Annotated in this window: 15 protein-coding genes; 1 reads left to right on the top strand and 14 read right to left on the bottom strand. The window is 66.4% G+C overall.

Annotated elements, in window-relative coordinates; genetic code table 11:
• From ACTAQI_RS17125 to ACTAQI_RS17070, 12 genes are all read right to left on the bottom strand, one after another.
• On the bottom strand, window positions 1-1,080 hold the full coding sequence (locus ACTAQI_RS17125) for a PEP/pyruvate-binding domain-containing protein (protein WP_457947444.1): 1,080 nt from the start codon (window positions 1,078-1,080) through the stop codon (window positions 1-3).
• Window positions 1,081-1,085: 5 nt separating this feature from the next.
• The gene (locus ACTAQI_RS17120; RefSeq protein WP_457947443.1) at window positions 1,086-2,363 is read right to left on the bottom strand and encodes a cytochrome P450; all 1,278 of its coding nucleotides are present in this window, start codon (window positions 2,361-2,363) and stop codon (window positions 1,086-1,088) included.
• Between the two features lie 123 nt (window positions 2,364-2,486).
• Window positions 2,487-3,281: an IclR family transcriptional regulator gene (locus ACTAQI_RS17115; protein ID WP_457947442.1), complete on the bottom strand. Its 795-nt coding sequence runs from the start codon at window positions 3,279-3,281 to the stop codon at window positions 2,487-2,489.
• A gap of 98 nt (window positions 3,282-3,379) precedes the next feature.
• Window positions 3,380-4,069, bottom strand: coding sequence for an HD domain-containing protein (locus ACTAQI_RS17110; protein WP_457947441.1), 690 nt, complete (start codon window positions 4,067-4,069; stop codon window positions 3,380-3,382).
• Between the two features lie 196 nt (window positions 4,070-4,265).
• Window positions 4,266-5,246: a cyclase family protein gene (locus tag ACTAQI_RS17105; protein ID WP_457947440.1), complete on the bottom strand. Its 981-nt coding sequence runs from the start codon at window positions 5,244-5,246 to the stop codon at window positions 4,266-4,268.
• Window positions 5,243-5,500 (bottom strand): hypothetical protein, encoded by a 258-nt coding sequence (locus ACTAQI_RS17100; RefSeq protein WP_457947439.1) that lies wholly within the window; start codon window positions 5,498-5,500, stop codon window positions 5,243-5,245. Before ACTAQI_RS17100 ends, ACTAQI_RS17105 begins: the two co-directional genes overlap by 4 nt.
• Before the next feature lie 9 nt (window positions 5,501-5,509).
• Entirely contained in the window at window positions 5,510-6,847 is a 1,338-nt protein-coding gene (locus ACTAQI_RS17095; RefSeq protein WP_457947438.1) for a TRAP transporter large permease subunit, read from the bottom strand.
• Window positions 6,848-6,926: 79 nt separating this feature from the next.
• Window positions 6,927-7,706: a DUF1932 domain-containing protein gene (locus ACTAQI_RS17090; protein WP_457947437.1), complete on the bottom strand. Its 780-nt coding sequence runs from the start codon at window positions 7,704-7,706 to the stop codon at window positions 6,927-6,929.
• A 44-nt stretch (window positions 7,707-7,750) separates the two neighbouring features.
• The gene (locus tag ACTAQI_RS17085; protein ID WP_457947436.1) at window positions 7,751-8,377 is read right to left on the bottom strand and encodes an RraA family protein; all 627 of its coding nucleotides are present in this window, start codon (window positions 8,375-8,377) and stop codon (window positions 7,751-7,753) included.
• A 23-nt stretch (window positions 8,378-8,400) separates the two neighbouring features.
• Complete coding sequence (locus ACTAQI_RS17080; RefSeq protein WP_457947435.1) at window positions 8,401-9,408, bottom strand: tripartite tricarboxylate transporter substrate binding protein; 1,008 nt, start codon at window positions 9,406-9,408, stop codon at window positions 8,401-8,403.
• A gap of 49 nt (window positions 9,409-9,457) precedes the next feature.
• Complete coding sequence (locus tag ACTAQI_RS17075) at window positions 9,458-10,960, bottom strand: tripartite tricarboxylate transporter permease (RefSeq protein WP_457947434.1); 1,503 nt, start codon at window positions 10,958-10,960, stop codon at window positions 9,458-9,460.
• 2 nt (window positions 10,961-10,962) lie between these two features.
• Window positions 10,963-11,466, bottom strand: a complete 504-nt coding sequence (locus ACTAQI_RS17070) for a tripartite tricarboxylate transporter TctB family protein (RefSeq protein ID WP_457947433.1) — start codon at window positions 11,464-11,466, stop codon at window positions 10,963-10,965.
• A gap of 120 nt (window positions 11,467-11,586) precedes the next feature.
• On the opposite strand from ACTAQI_RS17070, the gene ACTAQI_RS17065 reads away from it, so the two are divergent.
• A complete protein-coding gene (locus ACTAQI_RS17065; protein ID WP_457947432.1) occupies window positions 11,587-12,387 on the top strand; it encodes an IclR family transcriptional regulator in 801 nt (266 codons plus the stop codon).
• A 119-nt stretch (window positions 12,388-12,506) separates the two neighbouring features.
• On the opposite strand, the gene ACTAQI_RS17060 is transcribed toward ACTAQI_RS17065, so the two are convergent.
• Both ACTAQI_RS17060 and ACTAQI_RS17055 read right to left on the bottom strand, forming a co-directional pair.
• Window positions 12,507-13,781, bottom strand: coding sequence for an MFS transporter (locus ACTAQI_RS17060; RefSeq protein WP_457947431.1), 1,275 nt, complete (start codon window positions 13,779-13,781; stop codon window positions 12,507-12,509).
• A 273-nt stretch (window positions 13,782-14,054) separates the two neighbouring features.
• Window positions 14,055-14,927 carry an NAD(P)-dependent oxidoreductase gene (locus ACTAQI_RS17055; protein ID WP_457947430.1) on the bottom strand — a complete coding sequence of 291 codons (873 nt, stop codon included), beginning with the start codon at window positions 14,925-14,927 and terminating at the stop codon, window positions 14,055-14,057.
• Window positions 14,928-15,105 lie beyond the last annotated feature (178 nt).

Below are 15,105 nucleotides of genomic sequence, written 5' to 3'. Positions count from 1 at the left end.
TCAGGCAGTCGGCTTGAGCGCGGGGGTGCTCAGTCCGCTGAAGTAGCCGCCCGTGACGACGGGCTGGGGTGCGGTCACCGGTGCGGGCCTGGAGGAGTGCACGGTCTCCGGGCGGGACTGCAGCAGGAGCAGGTTTTCGCCGTCCGGGAGGTCGGCGTCGAAGGCCCATTCGATGTCCTGCGGGCACTTGTAGTGCTTTTCCGCCCGCTTGGCCATCTGGGCAACGGCGGTGAGTTCCGCGTCGGTGAGGCTGCGGCGGCCGCGGCGGTCGGCGTCGACCTCGCGTTCGATGAGGCGCTTGGCACCCGTATCCGGGACCAGCTCGGCGTGCTTGTCGCCCAAGTGTTCGCTGACGACGGCGAGCGTCACCTTGTCCAGCACGATGTTGTCCGGGGTGACCTGGCCGGACACCACCATTTCACCGACGCCGTAGGAGGAATCGATGGTGATCTTTGACCGGTCACCGTTGGTGGGATCCATGGTGATGGCCACCCCGGACACCTTGGAGTTCACCATTTTCTGCACCACCACGGCCATGGACAGCCCCTCGTTCGGGATGTTGTTCCTGAGCCGGTAGATGATGGCGCGGGACGTGAAGAGGGAGGCCCAGCATTGGCGGATGTGGTCGGTGACCGCCTTGACGCCGTCCAGCCAGAGGTAGGTGTCCTGCTGGCCGGCGAAGGAGGCATCCGGGAGGTCCTCCGCGGTGGCACTGGACCGCACGGCCACCGGGACGGGGGCATCGAAGCGGCCCATCAGCGATTCGTAGGCGGCAATGGTCATGCTGCGCAGGGCCTCCGGCACAGGGCGGGAGCAGATGTCCTCGCGGATGGCTGCCGATACCTGGTCCACCTGCCGGGTGTCCTCCGGGTCCAGGCCGGCGAGCAGTTCGTGGATCCTGGCGGTGATGCCGGCCTCGTCCATGAAGGCATCGAACTGCGCGGTGGTGACGACGAATCCGGGCGGGACGGGCATGCCGGCGGAGGTCATGGTGACCAGGGACGCGCCCTTGCCGCCGAGGTTTTCAAGCCGGGGCTCGATGCCGCCGTCGAAGAACTGGACGTAGTCGTTGCTTTGCATGGTGCTTAGGCCTTCCAGCTGACAGGAACGGTCTCGGGGACTCGGAAGGAGAGGTTTTCGCGGAAGGCGATGTCCTCCGGGGCTTCGAGTTGAAGCCTGGGAGCGAGCCGGGCCACTTCCTCGAGTGCGATTTTGGCCTGGAGCTTGGCGAGCATGTTGCCCAGGCAGTAGTGGATGCCGAATCCGAAGGACAGGTGTTCGCGGGCGTTGGGCCGGCTGATATCGAAGTCCTCACCGGCTGCAAACTTGGTTTCATCCCGGTTGGCCGAGCCCATCAGGAGCAGAAGCTGCGAGCCCTTCTCGATGCGGACACCGCCCACCTCCGTGTCCTTCAGGGCCTTGCGGCGCCAGCCGACGATGGAGCCGGCGTAGCGGAGGACCTCGTCGATGGCGGCGGGGATCTTCGTGGGATCCTCCACCAGCCGCTGCCACTGCTCCGGACGCGCCAGGAGCTCACGCAGTGCGTTGGAGATCAGGGTGGTGGTGGTTTCGTGCCCGGCGAAGAGCAGGCTGTAGAGGACCGATGCGATCTCATGGTCCGAGATTTCCGCGCCGTCCTGCTGGGCTTTGACCAGGTCCGCGGTGAGGTTGTCGCCGCCTTGTTCGTGGGCCACCCGGACCAGGCGCAGGCATTCCTGCCAGTACTCCACCAGGTTGTGGGCGTGGGGGATCTGCTGCTCGTCGCTCAGGTCGCCCCAGGTCATGGCGGCGCGGGAGTCGGACCAGCGCTTGAAGGTGTCCACCTGGGAAACGTCGGCGCCGATCAGGGTCAGGATGGTGATGGTGGGAACATCGTAGGCCAGGTCCTTGACCAGGTCCCCGCGGCGGTCCTGGCGGGAAAGCATCTTCTCGAGCAGGTCCACCACGTTCTGCCGGATGAACGGTTCCAGGGCCTTGTAGCGGCGGGGCGTGAAGGCTTTCTGCACCACGGCGCGGATGCGGGTGTGCTCCGGCGGCCGGCGGGCGGAAAGGCCGGAGTAAGCGGTGAAGCCGCCTTCTTCCATGATCTTCTTGGCGGAGGGACCGCGTTCGCGGACCGGGGCCTGGGCGTTCTCGCTGGAGAACGTTTCCCAATCCTCGAAGACTGCTTTGATGTCGTCGTAGCGGGAGACGACGTAGAGGCCAATACGCTCATCGAACATCACGGGCTGCTCGGCCCGGAGCTCTGCGTAGGCGGTGAAAGGGTCCTTCATCTGGAAAGGTTCGTAGCCGTGGTGCCCGGCGGGGGCTTCGGCGCCGTACCCGAAAGGACAGCGGCCAGCCGTTTCTGTCGACGATGACATCTTGACTCCTGGTGACTTGACTCCGCCGGCGCCTCAGGGCGGCCTGGGTTTCTTAGTGACCAGTGTGGTCCACATCACCGGCGCGGGATAGCGCCGGCTTCCACTGGACGGAATCGATTGGTCTCAGCCGAGCTGTCCCCTGTGCACGCCGATCAATGTCTCCAGGGGGATCCGCGCGGTGGCCTTTTCGATCTGTGCCGAGATGCCCTTGAGGACGGGAAGGTACCTGGTCATGGTGGACGCCTGGGCGGTGGGCAGCACCAGGCCGATGGCGGCCCCGATCCGGCCGGTATGGAACACCGGGACCGCAATGGAACATGAGCCAAGCCGTACTTCCTCCAGCGTGGTGGCATAGCCCTGGGCGCGGATATCCGCCAGCTCGGCCGTGAACTTTTGCGGGTCGATGTGGGTGTGGGCGGTGGCGCGTTCCAGGTCCCGGTGCAGGTAGGCGTCGCGCACCCAGTCGTCTTCGAAGGCCAGAATGACTTTCCCGACGGCTGTGGCGTGCATGGGCAGGCGGCCGCCCACCCGGGACGCGCGGGGCACGCGCTTGGAGCCGTAGACGCGGTCGATGTACAGGACTTCATGGCCGGCGCGGATGGCCAGGTGTGCCGTCTCGCCGGTGAGCGAGAACAGGTCCTGGATGTAGGGGCGGGCGGCATCGCGCAGCTGGCGGCCCGTGTTCTGCGCCAGCTCCCACAGCCGGATTCCCAGCTGGTAGCGGCCGTTCGGTTCCCGCGACAGGAAGCCCCAGTCGGTCAGTTCGTTCACCAGCCGGTGCGCGGTGCTGAGCGGCAGCCCGGACTTGTCGGCAATGTCGGTCAGGCTCAGGGCTCCGCGGGATGTCTCGAACGCTTCAAGGATGGACAGCACCTTGGACGTCACTGTGCGTCCGGGGTCGCGGCTGCCGCCGGCCATGGGGGCCTCCTCGCTCCTGGCGCTGGGCCCAGGGTGCCGGCAGCGTCTCGGAATGAGTCTAAGGGTGCGGGCAGCCGCGTACCCCGCCAACCCCCTGCTTAGTGAACGAGGCGCTGCCGCTGCGGCCAGAGGGTGACCGATTCCAGCGCTGACAGTGCCCGCGCCATGGCCTGCGCCTCATCCGTGAAGAGGTGGCCGAGGACGCGTTGGGAGCACAGCCGCAGGGCCTGCCCGCGGTCCAGCCCGAACCAGTCCATGACAGTGTCGATGCCGTGCGGGCTGAGGCGCCAGGTCTTGTCGGCGTCCTTGACGATGGCGTCCTCGATGGACATCGCTTCGCGCCGGGAGTCATGCCCGTCGATGATGGCCAGGATGGCCGGGACCTTCGCGTCGTCATAACGGCACTCGCCGAGAATGTCCGCGGCGAGCCGGGCGCCCTCCTTTTCGTGCAGCAGCACCAGGTCCGGCCTGCCGCCGCCCGGCGCAATGGCCGCCAGGACCTCACCTGGCGGCACCTGCGACCAGCCGATGTCGTGCAGCATGATGGCGGGAAGTACGACGGCGGCATCCGCTTCCGGGTGGGCGTCCAGCAGGGCGCGGGCCAGGCCCAGGGCGTAAAGGGTGTGTGCGTCATTGTCCCGGACCGCCAGGAACGGCGCGGCGAGTTCCCAGATCCCGGCCAGTACCGGTTCCAGGGCGATGACCCCGGCCGGTTCCGGCTCGATCGCCGCGGCAACCTTGGTGGCGTCCAGGCCTGAATAGTTGGCAGCAGGCTGCAGCTTCGTCATCCCCACAGCCTGCCCTGAGGGACATCTGGGGGCAACGGCGGCCTTCCGGCCAGCGGAATCGTTATGTGATGTCCGACGGCGTCACGCACGGCACGCTTTCGGCCCACCTTTGGTGGGGGATCCACGGAACCCGGGGTCCCGCCGTCGTGCGCTTCCCGAAAGCATGCCCCACGTGACGCACCCCCGCGTCTTCAGGTCACGTGATGGCTGTGGCGTTGGCCGGCGAGCCGGTGCCGCCGATGATGTTCAGTGGTTTGATGCTGATGAACGCGTCCCATGTGCCGGTGGTCCTCATGTTCCGGGCGAGCGGTCCCAGTTTCCACAGTTCCCCGAGCGGCAGGCCGAGTTTTGCCAGCAGCTGCTGGTGCATCATGCCGTGGTCGTTGACGGCCGACCGCCGGTAAGGGCTGGCAGGGACGGCGGGCAGGCATTCGAAGGCAAAGTTGTCGGCGGCGACAACCGCAAACTGGCTGTCCCATACCCAGGCCACGAACTCCTGGGACTGTTCCACGCCCGATGCCTTGCGGCTCTCGCGCACCTGCTGCTTTTCCGCCGTCGTCAGTTTCAGGAACCATTCGCACCACCCGGTGTGGAGCATGAGGATGTCACCGGGGCGGAGGCGGAGGGACTGCGCCGCCATGGCCGCCTGCACCAGGTCCAGCGTGAGGGCTTCCCCGGCTGCGTGGTCGATGGGCTCCCCCAGGCTTCGCCGGAAGCCGTCCAGGTCCACCAGCACGCCCCGGCCCGTGATCGGGTGTTCTGCCCATTCCTGGATGCCCAGATCCCGGGTGCCCACGGTGATCAGGTCGTCGGCGGTGCCGTTGTAGAAGCCCACGTCATCCGCCCGCCGGTGCCTGAGCCCGTCGATCTGGCTGGATCCCTGCAGGTAGTACCCATCAAGATAGTCGTCGCGGTGGGCCGGGTGCGAGGAGTAGATGGTGTGCCGGGGCGCACTGCGTTTGAGCGACATACCAGGGTCAAAAGCGTCAGCCGGATAGTCCAGGCCGAACACGGTCCCGCTCCTGATGCTGTTCCTGGCCTCCACGATGGCCTCCGGGGTTATGAAGGACGGTGTGCCCCGGGCCGATTCCGGGAACAGTCCCCACGATGTTCCTGACAGGGCGCCCTCCCTTGCAAGGAGATCGGCGAAGGTGGGAAACGTTCCGGGTGCAGTCATCGGGTGGTTGCCTCCTGCTGCTGCGTGGCCTGTTTGTGGGAGCGCTTGTAGCTGAGCAGGAAACCTGCGACGGCGCACACGGACGCCGCAAGGCAGACGGGCGGCTTGATGTACGTGTTGAAGAACTCCAGCCAGCCGTTTTGCCCGGCCACGAGGCCGGCGGCCTGTCCGGCAACGAACAGGACGCCGCCGACAAGAAGGGCTCCGAGCGTAACGGTGAAGACGGTTTCGATGAACCTGCGGGGTGTATTCATAGTGGTTCCTTAGATCGGCAGGACGCCGAGGATAATCAGCACGCCGATGACCAGCAGGGGCAGGGCATAGTGGGTCAGCAGGCGGCCGAAGGTCTTGATGGGGTTGACGTCAGCAATGCCGCAGGCAACATAGAGCGGCGCGCCACCGGGCGGAACCGCGGCTTCGCACGAGGAAAAGACCAGGACGGCGACGGCGGCAGTAGTGGCCGGCACTCCGGCCGCCACCAGGGCCGCGACGCCGACCGTTCCCACGGCGGCCATGGTGGCCGTTGCGGACAGCGGGGCTGCGACGGCGATCACGATCAGCCCGATCAGGATGGCAAGCAGCCACAGCGGCAGGTTCAACCCGTTCAGCAGCGCCGTCATTTGCTTGGGCAGGCCGGTGGCGGCGAGCGCGTTGGCTCCGGCGAACGCGAACAGCACCGTGACGCCCACGATTCCGAACCGCGGGGCGGAGCCATGCAGAAGCTCGCCCCAGCCGCGGCCGCTGCGGGGCAGCTTTTTCCGGCCCAGCAGGGCGCCGGTGATGAGCAGGACTACCGGGATCCAGACGATCACGCTGACGGATTTGCTGACGTCGCCGCCGGTCCAGTCCGAGAGTGCGGACGTGAGGAACCCGGAGGTGATGACCAGGGGGATGGCAACGACGACGAACAACAGGAGGGTTGCCCAGCCCTGGCCAAAGGCGGTCCGGACGGACAGGCGGTGGGCTGCGTCGAGCGGGGTCATCCCGCTCTTCCTGATCAGCAGCCAGGTGACGATAAGGCGGTGCAGGAAGCACCACAGGCCGCCGAAGAGCAGGGGCAGGACAAGGGCGTTGATGTTCAGCAGGGGCCCCACCGTGGCGGAGCCGACCAGGACGAACATGGAGGCGCTGAACGGGAAGGTAATGCCCATTCCGGCGTTGCCGGCCACCAGGGTGGCGGCGGCGGGCTTGTCGAGCTTGGACTTTTCCATCCAGGGAATGGTGACGGACCCCACCGTCGCGGCGATGGCGGCCTGGTTGTGGACCACTCCGCCCAGGCCTGCAGAGGCAACCGTGGAGACCCACGCCGGGCCGCCCTTCACCCCGCCGATCAGTGAGTTGAGCAGGTCGATCAGCCGGTCCAGGACGCCGCCTTTATCCAGCAGGTAGCCCATGAAGACGAACGCCATGGTGGCGTAAACAATCTCGTCCGTCGCTGCCGAATAGAGCGCCGACCAGCCGACCTGCGCCGCGGCGGCACCGGTGAACGGGAGCACCACCAGGAATCCCAGGATCATGGCCTCCCCCACGCTGCGCTTCATGGCCGTAGTCCAGAGGAGGATGACGGCAAGGTAAGCGCCAAGTGCCCAGATGCCGATCATGCTGCTGCTCCTGACGGCGGAATGCCGGTTGCTGTCGAAATCACGTAATACCCGTTCCTGATTGTGCCCTGCTGCGCCGTCAGCGCAAGGCCGGTTCCGTGGTCTGGGCCATGCGGGCGAGGGCCGCGGCGGAGGCGGTGGTCATCTCGGCCGGGACGCCGAGGTCCGAGAGGTAGCTTGCGGTGTCCTGCATTTCCTTGGAGCGGCGCACGGCGTGCTTGGCGCTTCCGGTGAGGAACCTGTCGATGACAGCCTGGCCGTCCCCTGCCAGCTGGTTCGCGATCTGGCCCCGGATCCAGTCCTCCAGGCCGGCTGCCTTGCCGGCCGTGACCGCTTCCACCACCACGGACGCCAGGCCCTTCATGAGGACGCTGCGCAGCAGTTTGTGGGCCATCGCTGCCCCAGGCCCGCCGTCGACGATTTCCACCTGCACGCCGAGGGGACGCAGCAGGGCGGCAACAGCCTGGGCGCCGGGGCCGCTCACCATCAGCGGCGTCTTTTCCCCCAGCGCGGAGACCGGGCCAAGGATGGCGACGTCGGCAAAGCCGGCTTTGCCCGGCAGCTGTCCAAGTTCCTGCATCACGCCGGGGGACGAGGAGGTGAAGTCGGCATAAACGCTGCCGGCGCCAAGGACCGGCAGGCACTCCTGCGCCACCCTGCGTGCCGCGGCGGCGCCGGTCATCACCACGACGATGTCAGCGCCGGTACAGGCGTCGGCCGCCGTTGCGGCCCGGGTGACGCCGTCCGGGGTCGTGGGGGCCACGGGGTCGAACCCGGTGACCTGGTGGCCCGCAGCTGCGAGCGCTGCGGCGTAGGTGGCTCCGGCTTCGCCGAGGCCAATGACGGTGCACGCTGTCATGGTTTGCTCTGTTCCTTCTGGTGACGTTCTGGTTGTGGTGCGGTTCAGTTGCGGGCGGCGACGATGGCCTGGCGGCGTCCGGTTTCATCCGCGAACACTGCTTCGGCGGCTTCGGCGACGGCGGCGGCCTGGTCCCGGGGGATGACCACCACCCCGTCGGAGTCACCAACGATGACATCGCCGGGCAGGACGGGAACGCCGCCGAAGGCGACGGCGGTTCCCAGCCTGAAGGGGCCATCCTTGTAGGGACCGGCGGGCGAAGTAGCCCTGGCGAAGACGGGCATGCCGATCTCACCCAGCGCCTCGGCGTCGCGCGCTGCTCCGTCCAGCGCGAAGCCCGCGACGCCGAGGTTGATGGCGCGCTCCCCGATCAGTTCGCCAAGGAGGGCGCGGGATTCATCGGCGCCCCCGGCGACCACAATGACGTCTCCGGGACGGGCCAGCTGCAGGGCGGCGTGGATGCCCTTGTTGTCTCCGGGACGGGTCCACACGGTGAACGCCGGTCCGGCCAGCTTCGCACCGGGCCACACGGCCTGGATGGCGGAGTCCGCGATGCCGAGCCTGTCCATGGCGTCACCGATATTGGCAGCGGGCAGCTTGGCGAGGCGGTCCACGATGCCCTGCTCGGGGCGGGCGAACTCGGCGCTGGTGTCAATGGCTGGAGTTGTCATGGTCGGTTCCTTAGGGGTGTGGGTCAGTCTTTTTTCTGGACCAGGGGAAGGACCTTCTTGAAGTCGTCCTCCTGGCCTGCCCAGAACTTCTGGTAGTCGGCACCGTTGAGGTAGCTGGTCTGCAGGCCCAGGTCCTTCATCTTCTGAACCACGGCGGGGTCCTCGATGGCCTTCTCGATGGCGGCTTCGAGCTTCTTGGCAACGTCATCCGGGAGTCCGGCGGGAGCGGAGTAGCCGCGGGCGGTGCCCGCGGTCAGGTCGTAGCCGGATTCCTTGAACGTGGGGATGTCCGGCAGCGAGGGGGCGCGGTCCCCGGACATGACGCCCAGCACCCGCGCCTTGCCCTGCTTGCTGAGGTCGTTCACGTCGCTGACGTTGGCCACCAGGACGTCCACGTGCTTGCCCAGGAAAGCGGTGGTGGCCTGCGAGGCACCCTCGGAGAAGTGGACCGGCGCGAACTCCGAGCCGGTGCTTTCCTGGATCTGGGCCAGGGCGAAGTGTTCGCCTGTCTGGATGCCGGTGGTGCTGGCGGTGAGTGACTTCGGCTTGGCCTTGACCGCTTCCAGCAGCTCTTTCAGGGTCTGGTACGGGCTGTCCGGCTGGACGGCGATGACGGTGGGGTCGATCACCTGCCGGCCCAGCGGCTGGAAGCTGTCCCTGGTGTACTTCGCGCCGCGGGCCGGATCCAGGGGTGAGACCACCACCGAGGGGGATCCGGTGGCGCCGATGGTGTAGCCGTCCGGCTTGGCGCTGGTCAGTGCGGTGTAGCCGATCTGGCCGCCGGCCCCGGGCTTGTTGATGACTTCAACATTGGTGCCGAGCTCCTTTTCGAGGACCGGCTGGATGAGCCTGGCGGCGGTGTCCACGGCGCCGCCCGACGAGAAGGCGACAATCAGGTCGATTGACTTGCCTTTCTTGGGGAAGTCGCCGGCGGCTGCGGCGGAGTTGCTGGCTCCGGCGTTGGCGCCGCAGCCAGTGAGGGCGAGCAGGGACGCAGCTGCGACGGCTGCGAGGATCTTCTTGCGTGACATGGTTCTTCTCCTTTGAAGCGGTGCGGGAAATGCGGGTTGTGGTGGGAAATCAGGCTTCCGGGTCCTCCATGAGGGCCTTGGGTTTGCGGAGTTTGAGCAGGGGGCTGCAGATGATGAGCAGGCCAAGGCCGATCAGCACGGCGGAGATGGGACGGCTGGTGAAGACGGTGAAGTCGCCCTGGGATATTTCCAGCGATTCGCGCAGGGAGCGTTCCATCAGCGGCCCCAGCACCAGCGTGAGCACCATCGGGGCGAGCGGAATGTCGAGGTTCCGCAGTGCAAGGCCAAGGAGGCCGAAGCCGATCATGACGTAGACATCGAAGACGCTGAAGTTGATGGTGTAGGCCCCGATGACCATGAACACGAGGATCACTGCGGTCAGGATCGGGGTGGGCACGCGGAGGATGGAGGTCCACAGTCCCACGAGCGGGACGTTCAGCAGCAGCAGGAGGACGTTTCCGATGAAGAGGCTGGCGATGATGGCCCAGGCGATCTCCGAATGTTCCGTGAACAGGCTGGGTCCCGGGGTGAGGCCCTGCTGCAGGAAAGCGCCCATCAGCACGGCGATGGTGGGCGACGCGGGGATGCCAAGGGTGAACAGCGGGATGAGGGCAGCGTTGGCGTGGGCATTGTTGGCGGTCTCCGGACCGGCGACGCCTTCGACGGCGCCCTTGCCGAGTTCGTGGCGGAACCGGGAGAACCGCTTTTCCGTGGCGTAGGAAAGGAGCGAGGACACGGATCCAGTCATGCCGGGAATGAGGCCCAGGCCGAAGCCGACGCCGGTGCCGCGGGCCATTGCGGGTGCACTGCGGCGCCATTCCGTTCTGGATGGGAACAGCTGCCGGAAACCGGGGGCATGCACCACCGGTGTGGGCTCGTTCCGGCGAAAGGAGAGGATTTCGGAGAGCCCGAAGACTCCGACGATGACGGCAACGAAGCTGACGCCGTCCATCAGGTTGTCGATGCCAAAGGTAAAGCGCGGAGCCCCGGCCACGGGATCGATGCCCACCATGGAGATGAGCAGGCCCAGGGCGCCCGAGATCAGGGCCTTGACCATGGACTTTCCAGCCAATGCGACCAGCAGTGAGATGCCCACCACCATGAGCGCGAAGAATTCCGGCGGCCCCACCAGCAGGCCCATCTCACCGAGCGGCTTGGCGGCGGCGACGAGGCCGACAGTGGCGATGGTGCCGCCGACGAAGGACCCGACGGCGGCCAGCGTCAGGGCCGCTCCGGCCCTCCCCATCTTGGTCATCGCATAGCCGTCGATGGTGGTGATGGCCGAGGATGCTTCGCCGGGAGTGTTCAGCAGGACGCTGGTGATGGTGCCGCCGTACTGGGTGCCGTAGAAGATGGCGCACAGCATGATGATGGACCCTGCGGGGTCCAGGTTGAGCGTCAGGGGGATAAGCAGTGCCACGCCGGCGACGGGTCCGACGCCGGGCAGGACGCCGATGATGGTGCCGAGCAGGCAGCCGAGGAAGGCAAACAGCAGATTTTGCCAGGTCATGGCGGTGGCAAAGCCGCCAAGCAGTTCGTTGAGGGTTTCCATGCCTAAAGTCCGATCAGGTTCAGCGGAGTAAATGCCGACACGGGAAGGGCCACGTTCAGGCCGTAGTTGAAGGCGTAGAAGGCGCCGACGCTTCCCGCCAGGGCGATGATCAGTGAGGGCACCCATGCCCGGCGTCCCCGGATTTTCAGGTGGTAGAGCAGGAACGCGAACATGCTCAGCTGGAAGCCCAGCAGGTCCATCACGGAGGCCAGGATGACCAGGCTGGCCACGACGGAGATGACTACCCCCTTGTCCACACCGTCACCTTTGGCGCTCGGCCGGCGGAGTTCCTGGAGGAGCCAGACTGCCGACATCGCAACCAGGAGCGCCCCCATCGCGAAGGGGAACAGTCCGGCACCCGGGCCGAGGGACGTCCAGAGCCCCAGGCTGAGCGAGCTGACCAGGACATAGATGCCCACGGCGGCGAAGGCGCCGATTCCCGCCAGCACACCGGGGGCGACCCGGATGGTGCTCCCTGCTTCGGTCGTGACTGACTTCGTTGTCATGAGTTTCCTTTTCACAGCGCGTCATTGCATTCCACAGAATGAAACTATATTGCGTACTGAGAAATAGTGACAGGAGACACAGGGACTGTCAAGCGCAAGGAACTTACATAGAATGAAACAATGGCAACGACGACTTCCACCACGGCCGGCCCGGCAGAAGAGGGCCCAAAGTCCTCGAACATGCGCTCCCTCTCGAGGGCCATGGAGGTCTTTGCCGAGCTGCAGAGGGCAGAGCGGCCGCAGCGGCTCAGTGATCTGGCGCGGAATTGCGGGATGAGCCTGCCCACCACGCTGAGGATCCTCCGGGTGCTGCAGGATTTCGGAATGGTGAGCCAAACGGACAAGTCCTACCGGATCGGCCCGGCCGTCCTCCCTGCCGCGCGCAGTTTCCTGGAAAACGATCCCCTCGTGGTTGCCGCCCGCCCCATCCTGCAGCAGGTGGCATCGCAGACGGGTCTGACGGCGTCACTGTATTCACGGCTTGGCTTTGAGCGCATCCTGGTGGCCCGCGTCGACGGCGAGGCACCCCTCCGTTACGACCTTCCACTGGGCAAGCGGCTGCCCCTGACGCTGGGCGCCGCAGGAAAGATCCTGCTCGCGTCAGCGTCCGATGACGAACTCCAGCAAGCCGTTGCGGCGGCTGTTGCGGCCGGCCAGGAAGACGCTGCCTTAACGGCGAAGGTACTGCGCGCGCGGCTCCCGGAACCCGGAACCGACTACGCCTACTCCGCCGACGAGCGGGCCTCCGGCGTCGTGTCGGTGGCCATGGCCGTACCCAACCGGACGGGCCGGCCCACCGAATCCATCTCGCTCACCAGCCCGGTGGAAGCGGCCAGCGAGGCCACCCTGAAGGCCGGGGTCCCGGAGTTGCGCCGCGCCGCAGGCCGCCTGTCCGAGTTGCTCGAGGGCTCCGTCTACTAAACGGCGTCACGCACGGCACGCTTTCGGCGCACCTCCGGCGGGGAAGCCGCGCAAATCCGGGGTCCCGCCGTCGTCCGTTCCCCTAAAGCATGCCCTGCGTGACGCGGACGCTTCCCCAGCTAGCCCTTCTCCGCCTCGAGGTCCTCGAGGGACGTGCCCTTGCTGTCTGAGGACATCAGGGTGGCCACCGCGGAGACCATGCAGATGCCCAGCGTGGTCAGCCCGATGGTGAGCGGCACGTTGGTGGACCCCGGAGGTGCGATCGCGGTGAAAATGCTCGGGAAGAACGACGCGATCATGAGCCCGATGTTCTGAGACACCGCGAAGCCGGTCACGCGGATCCGCATGGGGAACTGCTCCTGGAAGAACGTGGCGAAGGTGGCGTTCCACATCTGGAAGAAGATGCCCTGCACAATGACGACGCATACGAACACCAGCGGCAGGCTCCCTTGCTCGATCGCCCACAGGTACCCGGTCACCAGCAGGCCGCCCATGACGCCGCCGGCAGCCATGAGCATGCGCCGGCCGATCCTGTCCGACAGTGCACCGAACAGCGGAATGGTCACCACGGCCGCGATGTTGGCCACCAGCGTCACCCACAGGAACTCGCTGCTGGAGAAGCCGTTGCCGTAGCCCTTCTGGGTGGCGAAGGAGACGCCGAAGATCAGCGTGGCCATGCCGATGACGTTGGTGAAAGTCATGAGGACGCAGCGGACCAGGACTCCCGGGCGGGTGCGCAGGAGCTCGACGAGCGGGAAGCGCTTGGTGTCAGGCTTCCCGGACTGCGCCGCGTACGTGGGCGGCTCCTGGACGCGGCGGCGGATGAGGTAGCCGGCCAGGATTACGACGGCGCTCAGCAGGAACGGGATGCGCCAGCCCCAGGCGCCGAACTGGTCAGCAGGGAGGACGGCGGCGAGCGGGAGCAGGACGGCGGTGGCCAGGATCGAACCCACCTGGGTGCCCTGCAGGCTGAAGCTTGCAAAGAAGCCGCGCCTGGCATCGGGAGAGTGTTCGACGATCATCGCGCTGGCGCCGCCGAGTTCGCCGGCCACCGCGAAGCCCTGGACGAGTCGGAGGATCACCAGGAGTGCGGGAGCCAGGAGGCCCACCTGCCCGTAGGTGGGCAGCAGCCCTACGGCGAAGGTTGCGAAGCCCATGAGCAGCATTGCGAAGACGAGCACCTTTTTGCGTCCGTGCCGGTCACCATACGCCCCAAGGACGACGGCGCCTACCGGACGGGAAACGTAGCCCACCGCATAGGTTGCAAGGGAGGCGATGATCCCCACAGTCGGATTCTCCGCGGGAAAGAAAATGGTGGGGAAGATCAGCGTGGCAGCCAGTGAGTACAGCGCGAAGTCGTAGTACTCCAGAGCGCTTCCGATCCAGCCGCTCATTGCCGCTTTCCTCGGGTCCCGCGGGCCCGTTCCAGCAGCTGGCATGGAAGGGGCCATGCGGGTGGGGGTGGTGCTCATGGTGCTTATGTCCTTCGTCTTCATTGGCAAGGAACCGGAACCGCTGGATTCAGCAGATGTTCGTGGCTGTGTCTGCGCCGGAATCAGTCCTGGGGGACCTAGGCGTCAGCTCTTGAATCGATTCATCCAATATAGAAGGCGACATGCATTACGTCAACGGGCAAGCGCTATCCCACGCGCCCCTGGGGGCCCGTACTACCGGCTGGCGTAGTACGCCGCAGCCATGTCCTGCTTGTCGCGGCCCTGCCCTGCCGCCCGGTCAAGCCTGGTGGCGAACGCTTCGGCGCCGTCAAGCTTCACGCCCAGTTCGGTGGCGGCATCGACGATGAGGCGGGCATCCTTGCGAGCCGTATCCACGGCGAAGGAAGCAGGCTCCAGGCCTTCGTCCATGATGAGGCCCATCTTTGTCCGCAGGTAGGGAAGGTCCAGGCCACCGCCGTCGATCACGCCGAGGAACTGCTGCGGATCGACGCCAAGCGCCTCGGCAAGGGCAACCACCTCGCCCGCGGCATTGGAGGCAGCGATGACCCAGCTGTTCACCACGAGTTTCAGCCGCGTGGCGGACCCTTCCGCGGGGTCCTGCCCGGTCCAGATGGTTCTGGCGCCAATGGCATCGAGGACCGGCGCCACGCGCGGGCGCACAGCATCGGGCGCGGCAGCCAGCACCAGAAGCTGGCCGGCTTCGGCAGGAGCGCGGGTACCGGAAACGGGCGCCTCCACCAGGTCCAGGCCAAGCTCCGCGGCCAGGGCCGCCAAAGCGGGCACATCGCGCACCCCCACCGTGGTGGACTGGACCCAGGCCGTGCCGGCCCGAAAGCCGGGTGCGGCAGCCCGAATGACTTCTTCCACAGCGGCAGCGTCGTAAAGCATGGTCAGGACCACCTCGGCTGCTTCGACAGCTTCGGCCGGGGTAGCGGCATGCCGGGCACCCTCAGCAACCAGAGGCTCCGTCTTGGCCGCGTCCCGGTTCCATACAGAAACCTCATGTCCAGCCCGCAGCAGGTTCCGGGCCATGGCCGCCCCCATGATTCCTGTCCCCAGCACAGCCACTTTGAGTTTGGTATCCATCGAGTCATTCTCCTGGTCCGGGTTGATCTTTTCTTTCCTACCTACCCAACGTCTCCAGGATTCTGTAAATTATTCATACGGAGGGGAGTATCCCCCACTTCAGTCCATCGTCAGTACGGAGGCCCCTGCGCCTTCCGGTGGACGGGCCAGCAATGGCCGGGAGAGACCTCCAGTTGGT

Source organism: Pseudarthrobacter sp. alpha12b (assembly GCF_054130495.1).
The sequence above is the reverse complement of the archived record's forward strand: the minus strand, read 5'-3'. Positions and strand labels throughout refer to the sequence as shown.

Bases quoted from the DNA above. Each gene is read 5' to 3' on its own strand.
- ACTAQI_RS17125 (WP_457947444.1), bottom strand. From the start codon at position 1,080: ATGCAAAGCAACGACTACGTCCAGTTCTTCGACGGCGGCATCGAGCCC.
- ACTAQI_RS17120 (WP_457947443.1), bottom strand. From the start codon at position 2,363: ATGTCATCGTCGACAGAAACGGCTGGCCGCTGTCCTTTCGGGTACGGC.
- ACTAQI_RS17115 (WP_457947442.1), bottom strand. From the start codon at position 3,281: ATGGCCGGCGGCAGCCGCGACCCCGGACGCACAGTGACGTCCAAGGTG.
- ACTAQI_RS17110 (WP_457947441.1), bottom strand. From the start codon at position 4,069: ATGACGAAGCTGCAGCCTGCTGCCAACTATTCAGGCCTGGACGCCACC.
- ACTAQI_RS17105 (WP_457947440.1), bottom strand. From the start codon at position 5,246: ATGACTGCACCCGGAACGTTTCCCACCTTCGCCGATCTCCTTGCAAGG.
- ACTAQI_RS17100 (WP_457947439.1), bottom strand. From the start codon at position 5,500: ATGAATACACCCCGCAGGTTCATCGAAACCGTCTTCACCGTTACGCTC.
- ACTAQI_RS17095 (WP_457947438.1), bottom strand. From the start codon at position 6,847: ATGATCGGCATCTGGGCACTTGGCGCTTACCTTGCCGTCATCCTCCTC.
- ACTAQI_RS17090 (WP_457947437.1), bottom strand. From the start codon at position 7,706: ATGACAGCGTGCACCGTCATTGGCCTCGGCGAAGCCGGAGCCACCTAC.
- ACTAQI_RS17085 (WP_457947436.1), bottom strand. From the start codon at position 8,377: ATGACAACTCCAGCCATTGACACCAGCGCCGAGTTCGCCCGCCCCGAG.
- ACTAQI_RS17080 (WP_457947435.1), bottom strand. From the start codon at position 9,408: ATGTCACGCAAGAAGATCCTCGCAGCCGTCGCAGCTGCGTCCCTGCTC.
- ACTAQI_RS17075 (WP_457947434.1), bottom strand. From the start codon at position 10,960: ATGGAAACCCTCAACGAACTGCTTGGCGGCTTTGCCACCGCCATGACC.
- ACTAQI_RS17070 (WP_457947433.1), bottom strand. From the start codon at position 11,466: ATGACAACGAAGTCAGTCACGACCGAAGCAGGGAGCACCATCCGGGTC.
- ACTAQI_RS17065 (WP_457947432.1), top strand. From the start codon at position 11,587: ATGGCAACGACGACTTCCACCACGGCCGGCCCGGCAGAAGAGGGCCCA.
- ACTAQI_RS17060 (WP_457947431.1), bottom strand. From the start codon at position 13,781: ATGAGCGGCTGGATCGGAAGCGCTCTGGAGTACTACGACTTCGCGCTG.
- ACTAQI_RS17055 (WP_457947430.1), bottom strand. From the start codon at position 14,927: ATGGATACCAAACTCAAAGTGGCTGTGCTGGGGACAGGAATCATGGGG.